At 61.3% G+C, this 18933-nt stretch carries 19 protein-coding genes; 14 read left to right on the top strand and 5 right to left on the bottom strand.

Annotation, left to right across the window (positions count from 1 at the left end; genetic code table 11):
• Positions 1-173: 173 nt before the first annotated feature.
• Positions 174-1529, bottom strand: coding sequence for a RimK family alpha-L-glutamate ligase (locus GQS65_RS16775; RefSeq protein WP_158205777.1), 1356 nt, complete (start codon positions 1527-1529; stop codon positions 174-176).
• A 109-nt stretch (positions 1530-1638) separates the two neighbouring features.
• Between GQS65_RS16775 and GQS65_RS16770 the strand changes: the two genes are divergently transcribed.
• The 7 genes from GQS65_RS16770 (at position 1639) to GQS65_RS16740 (ending at position 8489) form a co-directional block, all read left to right on the top strand.
• Complete coding sequence (locus GQS65_RS16770; RefSeq protein WP_158205776.1) at positions 1639-2664, top strand: succinylglutamate desuccinylase/aspartoacylase family protein; 1026 nt, start codon at positions 1639-1641, stop codon at positions 2662-2664.
• A gap of 130 nt (positions 2665-2794) precedes the next feature.
• Positions 2795-3199 (top strand): succinate dehydrogenase, cytochrome b556 subunit, encoded by a 405-nt coding sequence (gene sdhC, locus GQS65_RS16765; RefSeq protein ID WP_158205775.1) that lies wholly within the window; start codon positions 2795-2797, stop codon positions 3197-3199.
• Positions 3199-3570: a succinate dehydrogenase hydrophobic membrane anchor subunit gene (locus GQS65_RS16760; RefSeq protein WP_158205774.1), complete on the top strand. Its 372-nt coding sequence runs from the start codon at positions 3199-3201 to the stop codon at positions 3568-3570. The genes sdhC and GQS65_RS16760 overlap by 1 nt, the downstream gene beginning before the upstream one ends.
• A gap of 2 nt (positions 3571-3572) precedes the next feature.
• Positions 3573-4460: a succinate dehydrogenase/fumarate reductase iron-sulfur subunit gene (locus GQS65_RS16755; protein ID WP_158205773.1), complete on the top strand. Its 888-nt coding sequence runs from the start codon at positions 3573-3575 to the stop codon at positions 4458-4460.
• Between the two features lie 85 nt (positions 4461-4545).
• Positions 4546-6381: an FAD-binding protein gene (locus GQS65_RS16750; RefSeq protein WP_368280302.1), complete on the top strand. Its 1836-nt coding sequence runs from the start codon at positions 4546-4548 to the stop codon at positions 6379-6381.
• Between the two features lie 392 nt (positions 6382-6773).
• The gene (gene glmU, locus GQS65_RS16745) at positions 6774-7958 is read left to right on the top strand and encodes a bifunctional sugar-1-phosphate nucleotidylyltransferase/acetyltransferase (RefSeq protein ID WP_158205771.1); all 1185 of its coding nucleotides are present in this window, start codon (positions 6774-6776) and stop codon (positions 7956-7958) included.
• A gap of 324 nt (positions 7959-8282) precedes the next feature.
• On the top strand, positions 8283-8489 hold the full coding sequence (locus tag GQS65_RS16740) for a hypothetical protein (RefSeq protein WP_158205770.1): 207 nt from the start codon (positions 8283-8285) through the stop codon (positions 8487-8489).
• On the opposite strand, the gene GQS65_RS16735 is transcribed toward GQS65_RS16740, so the two are convergent.
• The 3 genes from GQS65_RS16735 to GQS65_RS16725 all read right to left on the bottom strand — a co-directional run bounded on the left by GQS65_RS16735 (position 8479) and on the right by GQS65_RS16725 (position 10062).
• A complete protein-coding gene (locus GQS65_RS16735) occupies positions 8479-9192 on the bottom strand; it encodes a ferritin-like domain-containing protein (RefSeq protein WP_158205769.1) in 714 nt (237 codons plus the stop codon). The genes GQS65_RS16740 and GQS65_RS16735 overlap by 11 nt on opposite strands.
• Before the next feature lie 171 nt (positions 9193-9363).
• Positions 9364-9675, bottom strand: coding sequence for a hypothetical protein (locus GQS65_RS16730; protein WP_158205768.1), 312 nt, complete (start codon positions 9673-9675; stop codon positions 9364-9366).
• 72 nt (positions 9676-9747) lie between these two features.
• Positions 9748-10062 carry an ArsR/SmtB family transcription factor gene (locus GQS65_RS16725; RefSeq protein ID WP_158205767.1) on the bottom strand — a complete coding sequence of 105 codons (315 nt, stop codon included), beginning with the start codon at positions 10060-10062 and terminating at the stop codon, positions 9748-9750.
• A gap of 389 nt (positions 10063-10451) precedes the next feature.
• Between GQS65_RS16725 and GQS65_RS16720 the strand changes: the two genes are divergently transcribed.
• The 3 genes from GQS65_RS16720 (at position 10452) to GQS65_RS22315 (ending at position 12162) form a co-directional block, all read left to right on the top strand.
• Complete coding sequence (locus GQS65_RS16720; protein ID WP_158205766.1) at positions 10452-10616, top strand: hypothetical protein; 165 nt, start codon at positions 10452-10454, stop codon at positions 10614-10616.
• A gap of 386 nt (positions 10617-11002) precedes the next feature.
• A complete protein-coding gene (locus GQS65_RS16715; RefSeq protein ID WP_368280301.1) occupies positions 11003-11506 on the top strand; it encodes a hypothetical protein in 504 nt (167 codons plus the stop codon).
• Positions 11507-11919: 413 nt separating this feature from the next.
• Positions 11920-12162, top strand: a complete 243-nt coding sequence (locus GQS65_RS22315) for a DUF7344 domain-containing protein (protein ID WP_449271797.1) — start codon at positions 11920-11922, stop codon at positions 12160-12162.
• Between the two features lie 71 nt (positions 12163-12233).
• Here GQS65_RS22315 and GQS65_RS16710 read toward each other — a convergent pair whose 3' ends face one another.
• A complete protein-coding gene (locus GQS65_RS16710) occupies positions 12234-12509 on the bottom strand; it encodes a hypothetical protein (RefSeq protein WP_158205765.1) in 276 nt (91 codons plus the stop codon).
• 248 nt (positions 12510-12757) lie between these two features.
• Here GQS65_RS16710 and GQS65_RS16705 point away from each other — a divergent pair, with 248 nt between their 5' ends.
• The 4 genes from GQS65_RS16705 to GQS65_RS16690 all read left to right on the top strand — a co-directional run bounded on the left by GQS65_RS16705 (position 12758) and on the right by GQS65_RS16690 (position 18906).
• Entirely contained in the window at positions 12758-15727 is a 2970-nt protein-coding gene (locus tag GQS65_RS16705) for a queuine tRNA-ribosyltransferase tRNA-guanine transglycosylase (protein ID WP_199268490.1), read from the top strand.
• A 97-nt stretch (positions 15728-15824) separates the two neighbouring features.
• Positions 15825-16859 carry a tRNA-guanine transglycosylase gene (locus GQS65_RS16700; protein ID WP_158205764.1) on the top strand — a complete coding sequence of 345 codons (1035 nt, stop codon included), beginning with the start codon at positions 15825-15827 and terminating at the stop codon, positions 16857-16859.
• The gene (locus GQS65_RS16695) at positions 16856-17752 is read left to right on the top strand and encodes a hypothetical protein (protein ID WP_158205763.1); all 897 of its coding nucleotides are present in this window, start codon (positions 16856-16858) and stop codon (positions 17750-17752) included. Before GQS65_RS16700 ends, GQS65_RS16695 begins: the two co-directional genes overlap by 4 nt.
• Complete coding sequence (locus tag GQS65_RS16690) at positions 17749-18906, top strand: BREX system ATP-binding domain-containing protein (RefSeq protein ID WP_158205762.1); 1158 nt, start codon at positions 17749-17751, stop codon at positions 18904-18906. The genes GQS65_RS16695 and GQS65_RS16690 overlap by 4 nt, the downstream gene beginning before the upstream one ends.
• Positions 18907-18933 lie beyond the last annotated feature (27 nt).

Raw genomic sequence — 18933 nt, 5'->3', positions numbered from 1 at the left:
GACCTCCGACTCTCCCTACTCCTCGCGGCTCACTGTGTTCGCCGCTCGGGTTCTCGGAGATTCTCGCTCGCTCCGTTCGCGGGACCTCCGACTCTCCCTACTCCTCGCGGCTCACTGTGTTCGCCGCTCGGGTTCTCGGAGATTCTCGCTCGCTGCGCTCGCTCCGAATCTCCCTACTCTTCGAGCATCTCGTCGTCGTCTTTCGCCGGCGAGTCACTGTCCGCGCGTTTGCGCACGTCGACCTGGTAGTGCTGGAGGATGTCCCGTCCGAGCAAGAGCGGGTAGTCCATGTGTGAGCGGTCCTCGACGCTCGCCGTGACGGTGTGCTGTCGGCCACCGATGCCGATGACGAGGTCGACGACGGGCCGAGCCTTCCCGCCCTTGACGCTCCCCGACTTGACGCGAGTCATGCTCTTGATGGGGCCGGCCCCGATTTCGGCGGCGAGTGAGGTGTCGATGCTCGTCCGGGTCGCGCCCGTGTCCGACTTCGCCAGTGCGGTGACCGACCCGCTGGTCCCCGAGGCGACCACCTCCTCGATGTAGCCGATGAGCGGCGTGTCCTCGCGGTGGGTCGCGGGCATCCGGGGTTTGCACGACGGCGTCGAGTCGTCGAGGGAGTTCGCCAGCGCGTCGACACGCTCCTCGTCGACTTCGCCACCGGCGCGTTCGATGGCCATCTGGGCGATGTACGGCGCGGGCGAGCGGCCGGTCGCTTTGTAGAGGCCCTTGAAGCCCGCAGTCGGGTTGACTTCGAGGACGTACCAGCCGTCCTCGCCCTCGATGAGGTCGACGCCGGCGTAGTCCAGTCCGATGACCTCGGCGGCGTAGAGCGCCGTCTCCTTGGCCTCCTCGGGCATCTCGTCGGTCATGTCCTGGACGTCGCCGCCGAGAGCGACGTTCGTGCGCCAGTCGCCCTCCGGAGCGAAGCGGTGCATCGCGCCGATGACCTTCTCGCCGACGGTGTAGACCCGCAGGTCACGGTGGAGTTCGGAGTCACGCTCGATGAAGTCCTGGAGGAACGCCTGCCGGTTGCCGACCTTCGGGTTGACGGGTTCGGTGAGGTCGACCTTCCAGGTCCCGCCGCCGTGCGTGCCGATGGCGGTCTTGTAGACGCCCTCCGTGCCGAAGCGTTCGCGGCCGGCGTTGAGGCGGTCGTTCGACAGCGCGAGCAGCGCGTCCGGGACGTTGATGTTCCAGTCGGCGAGCGTGACCGCGGTGGCGAACTTGTGGATGGCGGTGAGCACCGCTCCCGGCTGGTTGAGCATCGGGCGGAGTCGGTTGAACGTCGTCGCCAGCCCCAGCCCCTCGGCCGGCTCCTCGGTGTTCGAGAGCAGGAGGCGGTTGGCGATGATGTCGACCTCCGGTTCGATGACGACCTCGCCGTGCTCGATGTTGACCGCCGTGTTCTCCTGGCGCAACCACTCCGGGTCGTGGCCCAGGTCCTCGACGGCGTTGAGGATGGCTTTCGTCTCCTTGCTGTTGTGCAGCGAAAGAACACCGACGGAAACTTGCTCGTCGTTGTCGGTCATACCGACGTGAACCAGGCCGTCGCTAAAAGGCGTGCCGATAGCGAGCGACCCACGTCGTCGTTCGTCCGCGTGACGGCGGGCTTAAGGTCGGCCGCGGTGGTGAGGACGTATGACAGAGTCCGAGCCGTTCACGTACAACGGCGGGACCGTAGCTCCTGGAGAGGTCCAGAACCTCCGCTACAGCGTCAGCGAGACGTATCTCGGTGACCCGGTCCGTATCCCCGTCACCATCATCAACGGCGAGCGTGACGGTCCGACGATGTTCCTCAGCGCGGCGGCCCACGGCGACGAACTCAACGGCGTCGAGGTGGTCCGACAGGTCGCCCACTCGTGGGACCACTCGAACCTGCGGGGGACGCTGGTCTGTCTCCCCGTCCTCAACGTCCCGGCGTTCATCGCACAGGAGCGCTACCTCCCCATCTACGACCGCGACCTGAACCGCTCGTTCCCCGGGCGTGAGTCCTCGACCGGGGCGAAGCGGATGGCCTACCGCATCTTCCGCAACTTCATCGAGCCGTGTGACCTCGGACTGGACTTCCACACCTCGACGCGGGGCCGAACCAACATGCTCCACGTCCGCGCGGAGATGGCGGACGCGAACGTCGAGCGTCTCGCCAACGCGTTCGCGTCGAACGTCATCCTCGCCAGTCAGGGACCGGACGGGACGCTCCGCCGGGAGGCGACCGAAGCCGAGACGCCGACCATCACCATCGAGATGGGCGAGGCCCACCGCTTCCAGCGCGGCCTCATCGACCGGGCGCTCGAAGGGGTCAAGAGCGTGATGGCGGAGTTCGGTATGCGAGAGGAGGAGATGGTCCACTGGCCCGGCTGGCGGACCGTCATCGACGACTCCGACGAGAAGACCTGGCTCCGCTCGGACGTCGGTGGTCTCGTCGACATGCACTACGAGCGCGGGGCGCTGGTCTACGAGGGCGACGCCATCTGCACCATCGCCGACCCGTTCAGAGCCGAGAGCGTCACCGTCGACGCGCCGTTCACCGGTCTGCTCGTCGGCGTGCTGGAGAACCCGCTGGTCTATCCGGGCAACCCGCTGGTCCACCTCGTGAAACTCGGCGAGCGGACCCTGTTGGCGCTCGAACACGAACAGGGCCGGGTCGCCCACGAGCGGACCTGAACGGCCGGTTCTGTGGGGCGAGCGACGACACCGAAACTGCGCTTCTGACGACACGAGCGGCCGGAACTCCTGTGAGCGACCACCGTGAGTTAGTAACTACTATACTCGCCGCCCGCGAGGCTTCAGTTATATGAGCCAGTCGTACGACAGGGGGCTCGTCGAGGACTTCGGTCGGTGGCGCGATTTCTCCGCCGGCATGTGGGCGTGGGTGTTCCACAAGTTCACCGGGTGGGTCCTCATCGGCTACCTGTTCACACACATCGCGGTGCTCAGCACCGCCATCCCCGCCGCCGGGGGCGACCCGAGCATCTACACCGGGACGTTGCAGGGGCTCGAAGAGCTCCTCGTCGTCCGGTTCCTCGAAGTCGGCCTGCTCGCCGTCGCCGTCTTCCACATCCTCAACGGGATTCGGCTCCTGTTCGTGGACCTCGGGGTCGGACTGACCGCACAGGACAAGAGCTTCTACGCGTCGCTCGTGCTGACCGGTGCCATCGTCATCGCGTCGGTGCCGACGTTCCTCGCGGGGGCCATCTGATGGCGGAACACTACTCCTCGTTCGACCGCAAGGGGACGCGCTGGCTCCTCCAGCGCCTGACGGCGGTGTTCCTCATCGGCGTGTTGGCGTTCCACTTCATGCTGCTCCACTTCGTCAACCACGCCGCGGACGTGACGTTCAACGGGACGACGATGCGGATGCAGCAGTTGGGCTACTTCCTGACGATGATAGCGTTCCTCGTCACGGCGACGTTCCACGGCGTCAACGGCGTCTACAACGCCCTCATCAACCAGGGCCTCGAAGGGACACAACGGAGCGTCGTCAAGTGGGCCCTCGTCGCGGCGAGCGTCGCACTCGTCGTCCAGGGCGTCCGCGTGGCGTTTGCGATGACCAACGGCGGCCTCTTCTAACCATGAGCACACAGATTCAAGAAGGAGAGCAGACGGAGGACGAACAGGCCGAAGAACAGGGCGAGTCCGTGCCCGCCAACCAGCAACGGCGGATGCAGGAGAAGCGCGAGCGTGCCGACTCCGAAGAGCGCCAGCGCGAGGAGGCCGAGTCCTCGCTCGACGACGAGGACACGCGGACGCTGAAGGTGTTCCGCTACGACCCCGAGGTCGAGGGGAAGAAAGACCCCCGGTTCGACGAGTTCGTCGTCCCGTACCGCAAGGGGATGACGGTGCTCGACGCCCTGATGTGGGCGCGCGACCACTACGACTCCTCGCTCACCTTCCGACACTCCTGTCGGCAGGCCATCTGTGGGTCGGACGCGCTGTTCGTCAACGGTCGCCAGCGCCTCGGCTGCAAGACCCAGCTCTCGGACCTCCAGAACCCGGTCCGTATCGAACCGCTGCCCCACCAGGAGGTCGTCAAGGACCTCGTCGTGGACATGCAGCACTTCTACGACCAGATGGACGCCGTCGAGCCGTACTTCAACGACGACGACGTCCCCGACGGCCTCGAAGAGCAGCGTCAGACCCGCGAGAACCGCGAGAAGATCAAGATGTCCACGCGCTGCATCTGGTGTGGCGCGTGCATGTCCTCGTGTAACATCGCCGCGGGCCAGAACGAGTATCTCGGCCCGGCGGCCATCAACAAGGCCTACCGCTTCGCCATGGACGAACGCGAGGGCGAGGCGATGAAACAGGAGCGCCTGGAGATTCTGGAACAGGAGAACGGCGTCTGGCGGTGTCAGACGCAGTTCTCGTGTACGGAGGTCTGCCCGAAGGACATCCCCCTCACGGACCACATCCAGGAGCTGAAACGCGAGGCCGTGAAGAACAACCTCAAGTTCTGGTAACCCTAGCGAACTAGTAGCGAACGGCGAGCGAACGACCCGTCGCCACCGGGGCGACACCAATCTCAACACACTACACAACATGGCGATTCACGAACACGACGTCATCGTGGTCGGCGCGGGCGGCGCCGGCCTCCGAGCGGCGATTGCAGCACAGGAGGCGGGCGCGGACGTGGCGCTCGTCTCGAAACTCCACCCGGTTCGCAGTCACACGGGCGCGGCCGAGGGTGGCATCAACGCGGCCCTCCGCGACGGCGACTCGTGGGAGGACCACGCGTACGACACGATGAAGGGGTCGGACTACCTCGGCGACGCCCCGGCTATCGAGACGCTCTGTCAGGACTCCCCACAGGAGACGATGCAGCTCGAACACTGGGGGATGGCGTTCTCCCGTGACGACGACGGGCGCGTCTCTCAGCGACCGTTCGGCGGGCTCTCGTTCCCACGGACCACGTACGCGGGCGCGGAGACGGGCCACCACCTGCTCCACACGATGTACGAACAGGTCGTCAAACGAGGCATCCGGGTGTACGACGAACACTACGTGATGCGCCTCGCCGTCACCGACCACGAGGACCCCGAGGACCGGCGCTGCCGTGGCGTCGTCGCCTACGACATCAAGACGGGCGACCTCAACGGGTTCGTGGCCAACAACGGCGTCATCCTCACGACGGGCGGTCCGGGACAGGTGTTCGACCACACCACCAACGCCGTCGCCAACACCGGCGACGGGCCGGCGATGGCCTACCGTGCCGGCGTCCCGCTGGAGGACATGGAGTTCATCCAGTTCCACCCGACGACGCTCCCCTCGACGGGCGTGCTCATCACGGAGGGGGTCCGTGGCGAGGGTGGCATCCTCTACAACAAGGACGGCGAGCGCTTCATGTTCGAGCACGGCTACGCGAACAACGTCGGCGAACTCGCCAGCCGTGACGTCGTCGCCCGTGCCGAACTGGACGAGATAAACGCGGGTCGCGGGTTCGAGGACGACTACGTCCTCCTCGACATGCGCCACCTCGGCGAGGAGCGCATCACCGACCGGCTGGAGAACATCATCCACCTCTCGGAGGACTTCGAGGGCGTCAACCCGCTCGAAGAGCCGATGCCGGTCAAACCCGGTCAGCACTACGCGATGGGCGGCATCGAGACCGACGAGAACGGCGAGACGTGCATCTCGGGGCTGTACGCCGCCGGCGAGTGTGCCTGTGTGAGCGTCCACGGCGCGAACCGCCTCGGCGGGAACGCGCTGCCGGAACTCATCGTCTTCGGCGCACGTGCCGGGCGACACGCCGCCCACCGCGAGAAGGGCGAGTCCCAGATCAAGACCGGTCCCTCGGCGAAGACCGAAGACGGTGTCGTCGACACGCCGGTCACGCCCGGTGCGGTCGGCGCGTCCAACGAGGACGTCGTCGCGGACGGCGGGGCATTGCTCGACGCACCGGCGGGCGAAGTCGTGAATCGCGCCGTCGAGCAAGAGCGTGTGCGCGTCGAGAACCTGATGGAGCGCGACGGGACGAACCACGCCGAGATTCGGGCCGACCTCCAGCAGACGATGACCCAGAACGTCAACGTCTTCCGCGAGGAGGCGGGTCTGAAGCAGGCGCTCCGTGACATCCGCGAGTGCCGCGAGCGCTACCAGGACGTCGCCGTCAGCGACCCGTCCCGGACGTTCAACACGGACCTCATCCACACCATCGAGACCCGCAACCTCATCGACCTCGCGGAGGCGCTGACGCTCGGCGCACTCGCCCGCGAGGAGTTCCGTGGTGCCCACTGGCGTGCGGAGTTCCAAGAGCGCCGCGACGAGGACTGGCTCAAACACACGATGGTCGCCTGGAACGACGGCCGTCCGGAACTGTACTTCACCGACGTCATCCTCGAAGGCGAGAACAAGACGTACGAACCGAAGATCCGCAGTTACTGAGCGACCGTCGGCCCGTCCCGTTCTCCTCGGAGTTCGACAGCGAAGGAGTTCGCCGCCGAGTCCGGCGTGTTCGAGCGGTCGTCCACCAACGGATATATGACGGACACCTGAGTATCGAAGGAACGAGGAAGGTCGGTCGTGGTAATCAGCGGTTGACGCTCTCGGAAGTGTCGGCCGACTCCACAATAGGGCTTCGCGTGGTTCGACTCCCGCCCCTTCCTCCCACGTTCTCACAGGACGCGACCACACGTCGATAGCTCCGGCGACGAAGCGGTGTCGACGGGTCGCCGGTGGGGTCCGTGGTCCGTCGAACGGCCGATAACAGTCGGTATGAGAGCCAATCCCAAGCGGTAGGCGGTAGGCATATCCGAGTCGCCGTGGACGGAGCGAGTATGCAAGCCGTCATCCTCGCCGCCGGCGAGGGCACCCGGATGCGACCGTTGACGCACTCGACGCCGAAACCGATGTTGCCGGTCGCCGACCGACCGCTCGTCGCTCACACCGCCGACATGGCCGCGGAGGCCGGGGCGGACGAACTCGTGTTCGTCGTCGGCTACGAGGGCGACGCGGTCCGAACGTTCTTCGGTGAGGAGTACGCCGGCGTCCCCGTCTCGTACGCGACACAGGACGAACAGCTAGGGACGGCACACGCCGTCTTGCAGGCGCGCGAGCATCTCGACGGCGACTTCGTCGTCCTCAACGGCGACGACCTCTACGACCGGGCCGCCATCGAGGACCTGTTCGTCGGCGACGCCGCCATCGCCGCGTACCGTGCCGACGAACCGTCGAACTACGGCGTCCTGACGCTCGACGGCACCGGGAACGTCGTCGATATCGTCGAGAAACCCGAGAGCCCGGCGAGCGACCTCGTCAACGCCGGCGCGTACCACTTCCCCGCCGAGGCACGCGACTGGCTGGAGGTTCCGATGTCGGAACGTGGCGAACACGAGATTACCGACGTCGTCGCGCGGGTCGTCGAGGAACACGACGTGCGTGCCGTCGAGGTCGACCGCTGGCTGGGCGTCGGGCGGCCGTGGGAGCTACTGGAGGCCAACGAGTGGAAACTCGGCGAGATGGAGCGACGCATCGCGGGTGAAGTCCGCGGCGACGCGGACCTACGTGGGAACGTCGTCGTCGAGGAGGGTGCCGTCGTCGAACCCGGCGTCACCGTCGAGGGGCCGGCGCTGATTCGCTCGGGGGCCGACATCGGGCCGAACGCATACGTCCGCGGGGCGACGCTCGTCGACGAGGGCTGCCACGTCGGCCACGGCGTCGAACTGAAGAACAGCGTCCTGATGCACGACACGAACGTCCCGCACCTCTCGTACGTCGGCGACAGTCTCCTCGGACCGAACGTCAACCTCGGGGCGGGGACGCAGGTGGCGAACCTCCGCCACGACGGCGGCGACGTGAGACAGACCGTCAAGGGCGAACGCGTCTCGACGGGTCGCCGAAAGTACGGTGTCGTCGCGGGTGACGACGTCAAGACGGGCATCAACTCCTCGCTCGCGCCCGGTCTCGTCCTCTCTGCGGGCGCGTTCACGACGCCCGGTGAGTCGGTCGACCGCGACCGCTGAGCGACCGGTCGCACAGGCAAGTGATACGACCAGTACCGCTGGACCGTTCCAGCTTCGGTGAACTCATAGAAACCGACGGACGGTACAGCTAAATCGGTCGCCGTCGAACAGTTGGTTGGCTTCCGCGAGAACGGGACGTGTCGGGAGCCACCCGGCACACGCCGGGAACCCACCTGTGAACGGACCAGGGCGCGCCCCCACCGCGCCCATCGCGTCCGTGAGTGCTGTGCGGTCCGTTACTTCGCCGATAACTCCGGTAGCACACGCCCTACCGACCGGTACGCCTGTCGGTAACTATTGCTGTCGTCGGTGTTTCGCGAGGTAATGAACGCGCTCGTCAGTACACTGGTCGCCCTCGCGGTGCTCCTCGAAGTGGTCGGTCTCGTGGGACTCGTGCTCGTCCAGTGGCCCGTCGGGTCCGCGCTGGTCCTCTGGCTGGCGGCGTTCGGTCTGCTCGTCGTCGCTCGTGGCTGTGAACGGTTAGAAACGGAAACGCCGAACGTGGGATACGAAGCCGGCGTCAGTCGCTGACGATGAACTGACTGGCGATGGCGATGACTTCGTCCATCGTTCGGGCCGGGTCGAACGCACCGTCCTCAGCCTGGAACGGGATGGACCGCTCCCGCTGGAGGCGGATGTAGGTGGCGTGCCGTGCCTCGACGCTGTGAATCGACAGTGCGGCCGCCAACAGGTCGTCGTTCTCGATGAGCGGCGCGGCACCGGCGTACGCGGAGACACCGACGTCCTCGATGGTCGCCGACAGTTCGACGAACTCCTGGATCGACGAGTACGGGAACTCGTACTCGGCGGCCTCGACGGGCGTCCCACCGAGGTCCTCGATGACCGAGGAGAGCGTCTCGACGTGAGCCACCTCGTGGTCACGGATCTTCTCGTACTGCTGGTAGGTGCCGTAGCGCGGGCGACCGCCGCTGAACGTCTCCATCCCCGGACTGCCGAAGCCCTCGAAGTCGTCCTCGCTGTAGATCTCCAGCGCCTCGGTGTAGTAGTTCGCCTCGAGGTGTTCGAGCGTCAGCGCGTAGTTCAGGATGTCGATGTCCGTGACCTCGTCCATCCCGTCCTCTTCTTGAGCCATCACGTTGTCGCTCCCGACGTACGAGAGCAGGGCACCGCCGAGACCGAGCTTCGCTGCACCGTTCATGAAGCTCCGTCGGTCGGTCAGCATGTCGTTTGCGCCGTTGTACACGCGAGCGATTGGGTTCGTATCGTCGGTCATAGTGGTAGCGCCGAAGCGCGTCTGTATACACTACTATCCACTTGAATAGCATTTGCCGAATTGAGACCCAAATTGGGCCGAGAAGTGGACAGGGCGCCCCTGTGTAGCCGAATAGTGTTATTTCGTAAAGAAAGTACCGAAGTAGAGACTATCTCTATTGAGAATAGTTCGTCAGTCCAGCGTGACCCAGAGGAGGAACGCGATGCCGCCCGTCTCCAGGACACGGAGGGCCAGCATCGCCATCTGGGCGATGGGTGGGACGAACTCGGGGTCGAGGATCCACGCGGTGAGCGTGTCGTCGAGGAAGAACATGTAGAGTCCGAGTGCGTTCTCGGCGAGGAGGAACGCGGAGAACAGCACCAGCCCCAGTGTGTGCTTCGAGCGGAACTCCAGATAGTTTCGTAGCCAGATTGCGAGTAGACCGGCTAACAACAGGAGATTCACGCCGAAGAGCACGCGAAACAGGTCGACCATACCGCTCATGGTTCACTCATACTCCTCCCGTTGCGATAGTCACTTTCCCAAATTCGGCCCATGTCCACTCTCATTCGTCGGTCACTCCGTCTCCGGACTGGAATCGGGGTCGGTCGAGTCGTCCTCTACGGCCATCAAGACTCGCTCGACCAGTTCCCATTGCTGTCGAACGCGTTCTGACGGTAGATAAATGGCCCCATACTCGTCGCCGCTGGTGCTCGCTATCCCGTTGTCGAGCAGTACGTCGAGGTGGTGGCGAACCGTCTTGTAGTCGAGGTCGAGGTCGTTCGCGAGTTTGTTGGCGTTGCGCGGTCGCTCGTCGAGGGCCCGAAGTATGCGTGCGCGGTTCGGACCGCCACGTGTCCCTGTCAGAACGTACCACAACACCGCCTCCATGCTCTACGCTACCCACAACACCGACCCCTATAGAGATTGGTCACTGTCACGCTGTGTCGTGGTCGGAGGACACCGCGACCGCTCGCCGGTGTCGTCCCCTGCAAAAACCCCCTCGGCGACCCCGGCCCAACGGTGACGGGTGAAGCCCATCGAGGTGGCCAAGTGAAGCCATTCGGTGAATGTGGAACCGAGTTGGACGCCGAGAGGCATCGATTCGTAGGGAGACCTGCCCCTTAAACGGGTGTCACTTCAGTTCGAGTGACACCGTGTGTCACCCCGACGGTACCCCCGCTCTCGGCCGGCTATCGGCGTCCACTCGGATCACTCCAGTATAAGCCACCTGCGGAGTCATGCAGTCACCGTACCCGTGGGCGGACGAAGTGAGACGTGTGGAAGAGCCCACGAACGACTGGCACCTCGCTTGTATCGAGTGTGAGTTTCGCGGCGCAGCCTCCTCCGAGCGGCTCGCCGAACGACTCGCGGACACGCACAGAGCGGTGACCGACCACTCGCTGGCCATCGAACCCGCCACCGAGGAGTCGACGGTGGCGTAGTCGGCCGGTCGCGCTCTTTTTTGAGCCACCACCCCCACCCACCTCCACGGTCCGGGCGGCCACGGCCGCCGGGCCTTTGCCCTGGGCAGTGAAAAAAGAAGCTTCGGGACCACTCGCCGACTACACGCCGTCCGAGGACGTGGCCTTGACAGCTTCGGCGAGGGCAGCGTCGGAGGGACTCTCGTCGCCCGCACCGAGGACGGCCTCGTCGATGTTCGCCAGTTTGTCGACGTCGTACTGGCCCGGACGGCCTCGTTGATGATTTCCTGTATTGGCTTGTCGTAGAGCGCCGAGAACACCTTCACTGCGGCGTGTACGTCGGGTTCGATGACCACCGTCTTCGTCGCCGAGGAGTCGGCTATCTCAGTCCCCTCCGGCAGTCGGCACTGAGCGGAGCGAAGAGCGTCTTCGACGGACTGACCGGCGGTGATCTGTCGCAGGCGCCAGTATTCGACTACTACGTGACGTTCGACAAGTCGTCGTCGCGGGTGGCTGGGCCAGGACGGTGGGGCGACCGACCGACGGTCGCTCGGGTTTACTCAGCTGCTGGGCAACAGTTACTCGAAAGTGGGTGGGAGGCGACCGAACGGGAGTTCCACCGGACGCTAGGGCGTGTCCGCGAGGCGCTGGCCGCGTGTTCTGACGAGGAGTTGATGGGCGACGCGATGGCCCGCCACGCCTACCGGACCCTCGGCGCGTATCGTGGGCCGTCGGTCTATCTGTACGACGAGCATGGCCAGGGGATTCGTCATCGCGAGGCCCTCGGCCGAGTTCTCGACGCTGTTGACCCGCTACTCGTCGAGCAACTCGGACCCGAGGACGCGCGTGAGAACAGCGAACACGAGGGTGTCCCCCAGCACGACGACAGTGAGATGACGGCCGATGACTGAGCGGTCCGCGAGCGAGTCGAGTGGGCTGACCCCCGAATAGCGACTCGGACCCATCAAGCCGGCGCTCATCACGACCGGGATTGTGACGATTCGGGACACGGAGATGCTCCAAGCGTGCGTGGCTTACGAAAACCAGCACGACCAGCGGGTCCCCGTATTGCGGCAACTCGGCCAGCGAACAACGGCGCTCCGAGAGGAGCGACCGCCCGTAGCGTGTTTCGGCGCCTCAAGGGGCAGAGGCTCACTTGCAGTGTTCCGGCCGGGGTCAGATCGGAGGACTCTACACTGTAACTGCCTCTCACTATTGAATCCGTGAACGATATTTCAAGCCAAGTTAACGTGCATAGAATACTGAGCAATCAGCGTAGGATAATTTCGATACGTTATCTCTCTTTTTTCAGCAAGACGAACCCATCTCTGTTCGGCATCTTGCAAGAATCGTCCGTGGGATCGAAACCGCAACTGCCCCACGAAATGTGCCGGCTGCTGGGTACGAGTCATCATACAACAGCCTAATTCAAACACATCTACCCCAGCTCGCTGCTGTAGAGGTTATTTTGTACGACGAGCAGCGGAAGATTGTTTCAACAACCCCTCGTCTCTATCAACTCGCTGCCGTAGCTGCACTGAATCGAATACTAACAACCGAGTTGTAGTCGGGGAATAGAAGCGTGCACTGCTGATGCTTAGTTGACTAGAGAATTATTCAGAGAGGGCTCTATCTGAGTTACTCGCTCCAGCACTGGACCGATTTATCCTCGCCACCGGACTTCTCGCTCGTAATCTCACAGATGAAGTAGTCTTCCTCGGGGTACATTACGAACCGGTCCTCTTCGGCGTTTTCGACAGACTTGACACCGTATACGGTCCACTCTGCGTCTTCGACGCCTACCCACGTCTCGTACTGATTTTGCCCATCAATAGCGAAGCCAAGCACTCCAGAACCACTACCCAGAATATGTTCTACGCGCTCAAGCCGTCTATCCTGGCTTGTGTCACTCATACCAGTACTGGTCCGCCATCGGGGATGAATGCTATGGACCGAATCATGGAACCATGGCAATTCGGGATGTTCTCTACGCAGAGCCGAAACAGCGCAAGCGTCACTACCGACCAATCATATCTAGGTCGCCCCTGGGTGCGTTACCGACCAGACTGCGAGAATACTTTCAAGATAGAGAGAACACTGTCGCGCCAGACAGGGAGATTCATATGTGGGAGTACGTAAAGTGCATCCGGTGACCCTAATTCGTGAGGTTCTACGTTCCTGAGTGGGACGACGCGGTTGATGCGGGATATGATTTCGAGTTTGACGAACTCTCTGAACTCGACCGCGAGGAGCGGACGCTGGATTATATCTGGGATGTTTTCGAGGATCCAGAGGAGCAAACACCGATTGATGGGGTGCTCATCTCGCGTGAACAGGTTGAGGAGACGGACCGCAAGGCTCGTCGACTCAAAGAATATGGTGTCCACGGAAACGGCGAACCGTCTGATTCCTCCGTTGATGAACCGGCACTCTCGATCCCCGAGTGGATGCCAACGATTAGTGACTGTGGGGCGTGGGGCTACAAGTCGCTTCCATTCCCGCCGTACGGCAACCAAGAGATGTTGGAGTTTTACGAGACGCTCGGGGTCGATATCGGCGTCACCATCGACCATCTCGTCCTCGGGTCTGGAAAGGACAAGGGACGCCTCTATCTAGACAGTCGAGCGTTCGGGGATGGATTCTCCAAGAAGGACCTCCCAGAACAGTTGACTGACGTCGTCGATTTGATGATCGATGAGTGGCCCTCTGAGTGGCCCCCCTACGTTATGGAGTACGAACCAACGATCTGTACCGAGTCCGATGAGGCGATCGACCTGTTCACCGCCGAAACCTTCGCGGGCGATGTCGACTCTGTCCTCTCGAGATTAGAGACCGACTCGCGAGCAGTGTATCGATCGGACGACAAGCAGTTCCGATACGACCTCACCCTCCGCAACGCCGCGGAGATGTACGACCTCTACGAGGAGGGGGACTACCCGTTCCGTCTAATGGTTGCCATCCAGGGATGGACCCCATGGTCGTACGTCGAAGCCGCCGAGCAGGTTCTCGACACCGGTTATGACTACTTGGGAATCGGTGGCGTCGCAGGAAGTCCGATCCACAATGTACGGAAGATCGTCAAGGCGGTCGGACGAACGATCACCCAGTTCGAGCGTGAGCACGCCACTCGTGTCGACCCTCACGTGTTCGGGTTCGCGAAGACAGACGCGTTCGAGACGATTGGCCGTTCTGGAATGGCGAGTTTCGACAGTGCGAGCATGCTCCGGTCTGCCTGGACGGGTGGACGGAACTACCGCCTGACTGCTGAGGAACGTTACGACGCGATTCGCGTTCGGTATCCTTCAAGTCGAGACGACCTTGCGACCGCTGTCAAAAAGACGGTTCGTGGGCGAGAAGCGCTCGTTGCACTCCGTGCGTATGCCGAGGAGGAGTCAATCATCGACGCGCTCGATGAGTGGGAGAATGAGGCGGAAACGGTCCTTCCCGCAACGCGAGAGTATCTACAAGAGCACCGCCATGCCAGCCAGTTCGACGAATCGCTTCTTCAAGACGTTGAGACTGCATTCAGAGATGGTAACGATGCAGACGAGACCACTGTTGCGTTCGAGCAAGCTCGGGCGTTGCAGGCGTACTTCAGTGGCGAACTCCGTAACAAACTCGTCAAACTTCTCCGAAAGGACGACCCAGAAAGCTCAGTCCCAATTGAAGAGTATGACGAACTCTTGACAGTCGCTGAAGAGCAGTTCGAGTCGGTCCCTCGAATCGCATCGATGCTCGACGAGCAGGAAGATTCCTACGACCAGATATGGACCATCATCAGTGAGTACGCGAGGTACATCGGGGATGACGACCTGTTAGAGGAGTACCAACGTACGCTCAAGGCTCGCCCATGGGAGCAGTGTGACTGTCCGATTTGCGACGAGCATGGTGTCGAGGTCTGCATCTTCCGTGGAAACGATCGGAACCGGCGGCGTGGGTTCCACAATACTCATCAGTTCTACAATGAGTTCGCGGAGAGTCTCCCGAAGATACTCATCGCGACTCAGGGGACAGATCGACTTGACCAGTACGAAACTGTCGAAGAATACCTTCGGAGCGAGCACTCAGCGTTCTGGGAACAGGTCCATGATCTACCAGTCGCTGAAGTCGGTGTGCTCACTGAAGAGGGAGTCCACGAGTGGTGGGATGAAACGCCGAGTGGCAACTCGTTCGACCTCGACTCGACAGCAGACGGCTTGGGGCGACAGACAACACGGTACCAGCACCTCTTCGTCCACACTCTAGAAGCGAATCTCGATGATGCCATCGTCGATGCTGTGGAAGGGAGTTCCTGCACTCTCCACACGTTTGATGACGCAGCGAAACTCCGAGTGGAGGCGTTGTCGACCTGTGGCAGAAACTACGTCGCCGGTGATGATTTCCTCCCGCATGCGCCAGAACTTGCGACCGAGGACGGACTGAACATCCTCGTCATCGACCAGTGTTCCGGGTCAAAGGAGATACCCAACGACGCCCGGGTCTTCGATGCAGACGAGACACTCCACCAGTCGCGTGAGCATCTGTTGGGACACCCATACGCGCCAGAGATCGCAGCGGGCGATCTCTACACAGGCCGTCAGCAAAAGTACGTCACCGAGGCCGTCAGGCGACTCAAAAACGAGGGGCACACAGTCGATCGCCACTTCATCAGTGCCGGGTTTGGACTCGTCTCCTCCGACGACCGACTTCCACCATACGAGGTGACGTTCAGTTCGATGAACGTCAGCGAGATACGCTTTCGTTCGGAGCAACTCAACATCCAGTCCGATGTCGAGCAATTACTTGCAGAGTCCGACTACGATGTAGTCTTTTTCACTCTCGGGAAGGACTACTACACGAGTATCGATATCGACGAGATGGTTCAGCAGGTTCCCGCAGACCGTATCGGCGTTGTATTCAACCGCGAACTTGTCGATGGGCAGTTCGAAAACATCGTTTCGGTTCCGGCTCGGACTGACGACGCGAAAGAGCACGGTACGATTGTCGTCGGCCTGAAAGGGTTGTATATGAAGAATTTCTCACGGCGCATCGGTGAAGTAGACGTGCTGACTCCCGATTTGATCGAAGAACTCTGTCGGCGATTAGATGAGGAACCGACTCAGAAACGGCTCAACGGCGTCAACAATGAGTAGATTCGCTGGATATCGGCGATTTCGTTATTTGTTTTTTGAGAGAGCCGTCTACTGACCAATTATCTATGTGATATGGCAGATAATCGGAGCGGGTGGTATGCTGTATAGACGACGAACACTCGATCTTCCCCACGGGACACTCGACACACCAGTCCTCTTCCCCGTTCGGAATATTGGCAAACGGTCGAGTGACAACACCCCAGAGTATGTCGAATCGATTCCAGACTTCCCAGTTGCGATGATAAACACGCGATCGATACGAAACCGAACCCCGATGTGGGAGCGATTGACCGGCGGCCGGTCACTCCGAGAAGAGATGGGAGTTCCAGACGACACCATCGTCTTCGCAGACAGTGGAGGATTTGACTTCGCCTCTAAAGAAGTCGATACGACACCAGAACGGACGCTAGATACTCAAAGGCAGTTGGAAGCAGATGTCTACGGGACCGTTGATCTTCCTCTATCGAGAGAAAAAAGAGCAGCAGAGAACCAGCGTCGGATCGAACAGAGTATCCAATATGCGTTGGAGGCGAGCGATCGACACGACGACGATGCGCTTCTTTTCGCAAGCATCCACGGGTATGATCCAGAGACGATTCGGAACAGTATCCGCTACTTAGAGCGACGAGGGACGTTTGATGGCTACGCCCTCGGCAGCATGGTGCCGATTCGTACGGACTATCGAAAGGTAACAAAACTAATTCTGGCCGCCCGCACGGCGACCGAAAAACCGCTCCACGTCTACGGTCTAGGCGGATGTGCATACCTCTCCCTATTGTTGTATCTCGGCGTCGATAGCTTCGACTCGTCTTCGTTCATCCGTGGTGCCAGCCATCGAAACTACCTCATACCAGGATTTGGTCGCGAAGAGTTACGCGACATTGAGAACCTCGAGCGACTCCCTTGTCCCTGTCCGATTTGCGGGCAGCGGAGTCTCGACGATATCCGAGAGGACCGGACAGCACTCACGCGGCACAACCTCTGGGCACTGGCGACCGAACTCCGCCGGTTCCAGTATATTGCAGAGTCGGGTCGCGACGTCGAAACGTATCTTGATCTACGATTCGAGGGCAACGAGGTCACGAAACGCGCGTACAATATGGCGAAACAGCAAGTTCGGAGGCTTGCATGAGCGAGCGTCCAACGGTTCGTCCGGTGACGCTCGCTCGTCTGACCGAGGCGACTCACCTGTGTGAAGGAACGAGTCGAACGACAGATGAATTCAAAGAGGCAACAGGCGTCAGTCGTCGACGGGCCCGGACAACCATCCTTGAGGCTCTTCGAATCGGTCTCATCGCCGAGCATACTCCTGCTGACGATGAAGAGTCGTGGTTCATGACGACCCGTGTTGGCCACGAGTTTCTGAAAGGTATCCGAGCGGAGGACTGGTTAAGAGTCAGTGACATCCTCGAAGCGCGAAGCCCCCACTACGGTGCGTTCTTGACGGCACTAGATTCGGTCGCACCGGCAGACCAAGCAACCGTCCTAGACGAACTTGCCGACCGAGAAGCACACACCGGCCGCACATACAACCAGACGAGTATCGAGGTGCTCGGTGACTGGGGGGAACGACTGGGGCGAATCCAGCGAAACGCATTCACTGGGACGTACTATCCCGTGACTCAAGCAGAAGTACCGGGAAACTTCGTCTACCTTCTGCTCGCAGTGTTCGACGACTTGGAGGAGACGGCCGGCGTCGCACTGCGGCAACGGTATCTCGCGATTCCGAAACTTCGTGAACATCTGTGCGAACGGGTCGGGTGTCCCCGCATGGCATTCGACGACGCCGTCGTCGCTGTCGCTCAGCAGAACGTTGGCCGACTCGAACTCTCAGGGGCTCCAATCGACACAGCCGCGAAAGACGCTGCTCTCGGTATCAAACAGATCACCCGCGCTGACAACAACGACCTCGTTTCGACCTCACAGTCCACCGAGCAGGTCCTTGCCGGCGTTGAACTGTACGACAAACGGTATTACTACCTCGCAGTCCACGACCGCGAACTCAGTTACAATCCAGCACAATGACGAACACCTTCACCATCAGCGATGAGCAGCGCGATTACTCCCGGTACGACCTAGCCGGTAATCCATTCCCATATAGTCCGGTCCCAGCCGAAGATCCTGAACTCTACTGTGGCCAACAGCACGTATCACGGGTTATCAGTTCGACCGTTTCGTCGGTGCTCGCGACGGGGAAATCCAAGCACCTCGTCGTGACTGGAAAGTACGGAAACGGGAAGTCGCACACCCTGAAGTACACTCGGTCGTTGCTACGCGAACGTGACGATGTGATCGTAGGCTACGTCGCCCAGCCCGGCGAAGGGTTCGTCGATATCTATCACGAGTTCGTCTACGACCTTGGATTCGAGCGCCTGCAGACAATTGCCTACGAATTTCTCGCAGACGTCGCACGTGACGAAACGAATTCATACCCAGAGGATGCGACCGCAATGAAAGCCCTCATTGACGGCGGAGACGTGTTGCTGTCCGAAATTATCCCGGAAGCAATTCGGCGGCTCAGTGACGTGACCAAGTTCGCAGACTTCGCCCGTGCACTCGTCCATTTGGTCTACGAAGACACCAACCTATACGCGTGGCAATGGCTCACTGCAGAGGGCATTCGCTACGAGCAGCGCAAGGAGATGGAGATTCACAGCGCACTTGACGACGATACGATGGGCGTCCGCGCGTTCACGGCGCTCAAGAATACGCTACTCGAACTCGGCTATACCGCGGTGTTCGTCTTCGTGGATGAGTTCGAAAGTATCGCACGCCTCTCCCCGAAAGACGAGCAGACAACACTCAACAGTATCCGTCATCTGATGGATCAGAATGCTGATGGACTGTGTATGCTCTTTGGATGCGCTCCAGAGGTGTGGCAGGACGTGATGAGTGAGTACCATGCGTTCAGCGAGCGTATCGGTCAGGAGGTCGCCCTTCGACCGTTGACTGCAGAGCATCTCACGGACTTGATTGCAGATTATTTGGCCCGTGAACGCATTGACCAACCAACTGGGAACACGATACACCCGTTCACCGAAGAAAGTCTTGAGGTCATCTTACAACGAGCACAGGGGAACATTCGGCAAATTCTCGCCGTCTGTAGTCGGGTGCTAGACTCGGCAACAGAGGCCGATGAAGCAGAAATCACAACAGAAATCGTTCAGAGGAGTTTATAATATGCCCTCAAGAATGCCTAAATAGAC

Origin of the sequence: Halomarina oriensis, assembly GCF_009791395.1 — an archaeon.
Classification (GTDB): domain Archaea; phylum Halobacteriota; class Halobacteria; order Halobacteriales; family Haloarculaceae; genus Halomarina; species Halomarina oriensis.
The sequence above is the reverse complement of the archived record's forward strand: the minus strand, read 5'-3'. Positions and strand labels throughout refer to the sequence as shown.

What these genes read in the sequence shown, in the direction of transcription:
- GQS65_RS16775 (WP_158205777.1), bottom strand. Translation starts at nt 1,529, where the DNA reads ATGACCGACAACGACGAGCAAGTTTCCGTCGGTGTTCTTTCGCTGCAC.
- GQS65_RS16770 (WP_158205776.1), top strand. Translation starts at nt 1,639, where the DNA reads ATGACAGAGTCCGAGCCGTTCACGTACAACGGCGGGACCGTAGCTCCT.
- sdhC (WP_158205775.1), top strand. Translation starts at nt 2,795, where the DNA reads ATGAGCCAGTCGTACGACAGGGGGCTCGTCGAGGACTTCGGTCGGTGG.
- GQS65_RS16760 (WP_158205774.1), top strand. Translation starts at nt 3,199, where the DNA reads ATGGCGGAACACTACTCCTCGTTCGACCGCAAGGGGACGCGCTGGCTC.
- GQS65_RS16755 (WP_158205773.1), top strand. Translation starts at nt 3,573, where the DNA reads ATGAGCACACAGATTCAAGAAGGAGAGCAGACGGAGGACGAACAGGCC.
- glmU (WP_158205771.1), top strand. Translation starts at nt 6,774, where the DNA reads ATGCAAGCCGTCATCCTCGCCGCCGGCGAGGGCACCCGGATGCGACCG.
- GQS65_RS16740 (WP_158205770.1), top strand. Translation starts at nt 8,283, where the DNA reads ATGAACGCGCTCGTCAGTACACTGGTCGCCCTCGCGGTGCTCCTCGAA.
- GQS65_RS16735 (WP_158205769.1), bottom strand. Translation starts at nt 9,192, where the DNA reads ATGACCGACGATACGAACCCAATCGCTCGCGTGTACAACGGCGCAAAC.
- GQS65_RS16730 (WP_158205768.1), bottom strand. Translation starts at nt 9,675, where the DNA reads ATGAGCGGTATGGTCGACCTGTTTCGCGTGCTCTTCGGCGTGAATCTC.
- GQS65_RS16725 (WP_158205767.1), bottom strand. Translation starts at nt 10,062, where the DNA reads ATGGAGGCGGTGTTGTGGTACGTTCTGACAGGGACACGTGGCGGTCCG.
- GQS65_RS16710 (WP_158205765.1), bottom strand. Translation starts at nt 12,509, where the DNA reads ATGAGTGACACAAGCCAGGATAGACGGCTTGAGCGCGTAGAACATATT.
- GQS65_RS16700 (WP_158205764.1), top strand. Translation starts at nt 15,825, where the DNA reads ATGCTGTATAGACGACGAACACTCGATCTTCCCCACGGGACACTCGAC.
- GQS65_RS16695 (WP_158205763.1), top strand. Translation starts at nt 16,856, where the DNA reads ATGAGCGAGCGTCCAACGGTTCGTCCGGTGACGCTCGCTCGTCTGACC.
- GQS65_RS16690 (WP_158205762.1), top strand. Translation starts at nt 17,749, where the DNA reads ATGACGAACACCTTCACCATCAGCGATGAGCAGCGCGATTACTCCCGG.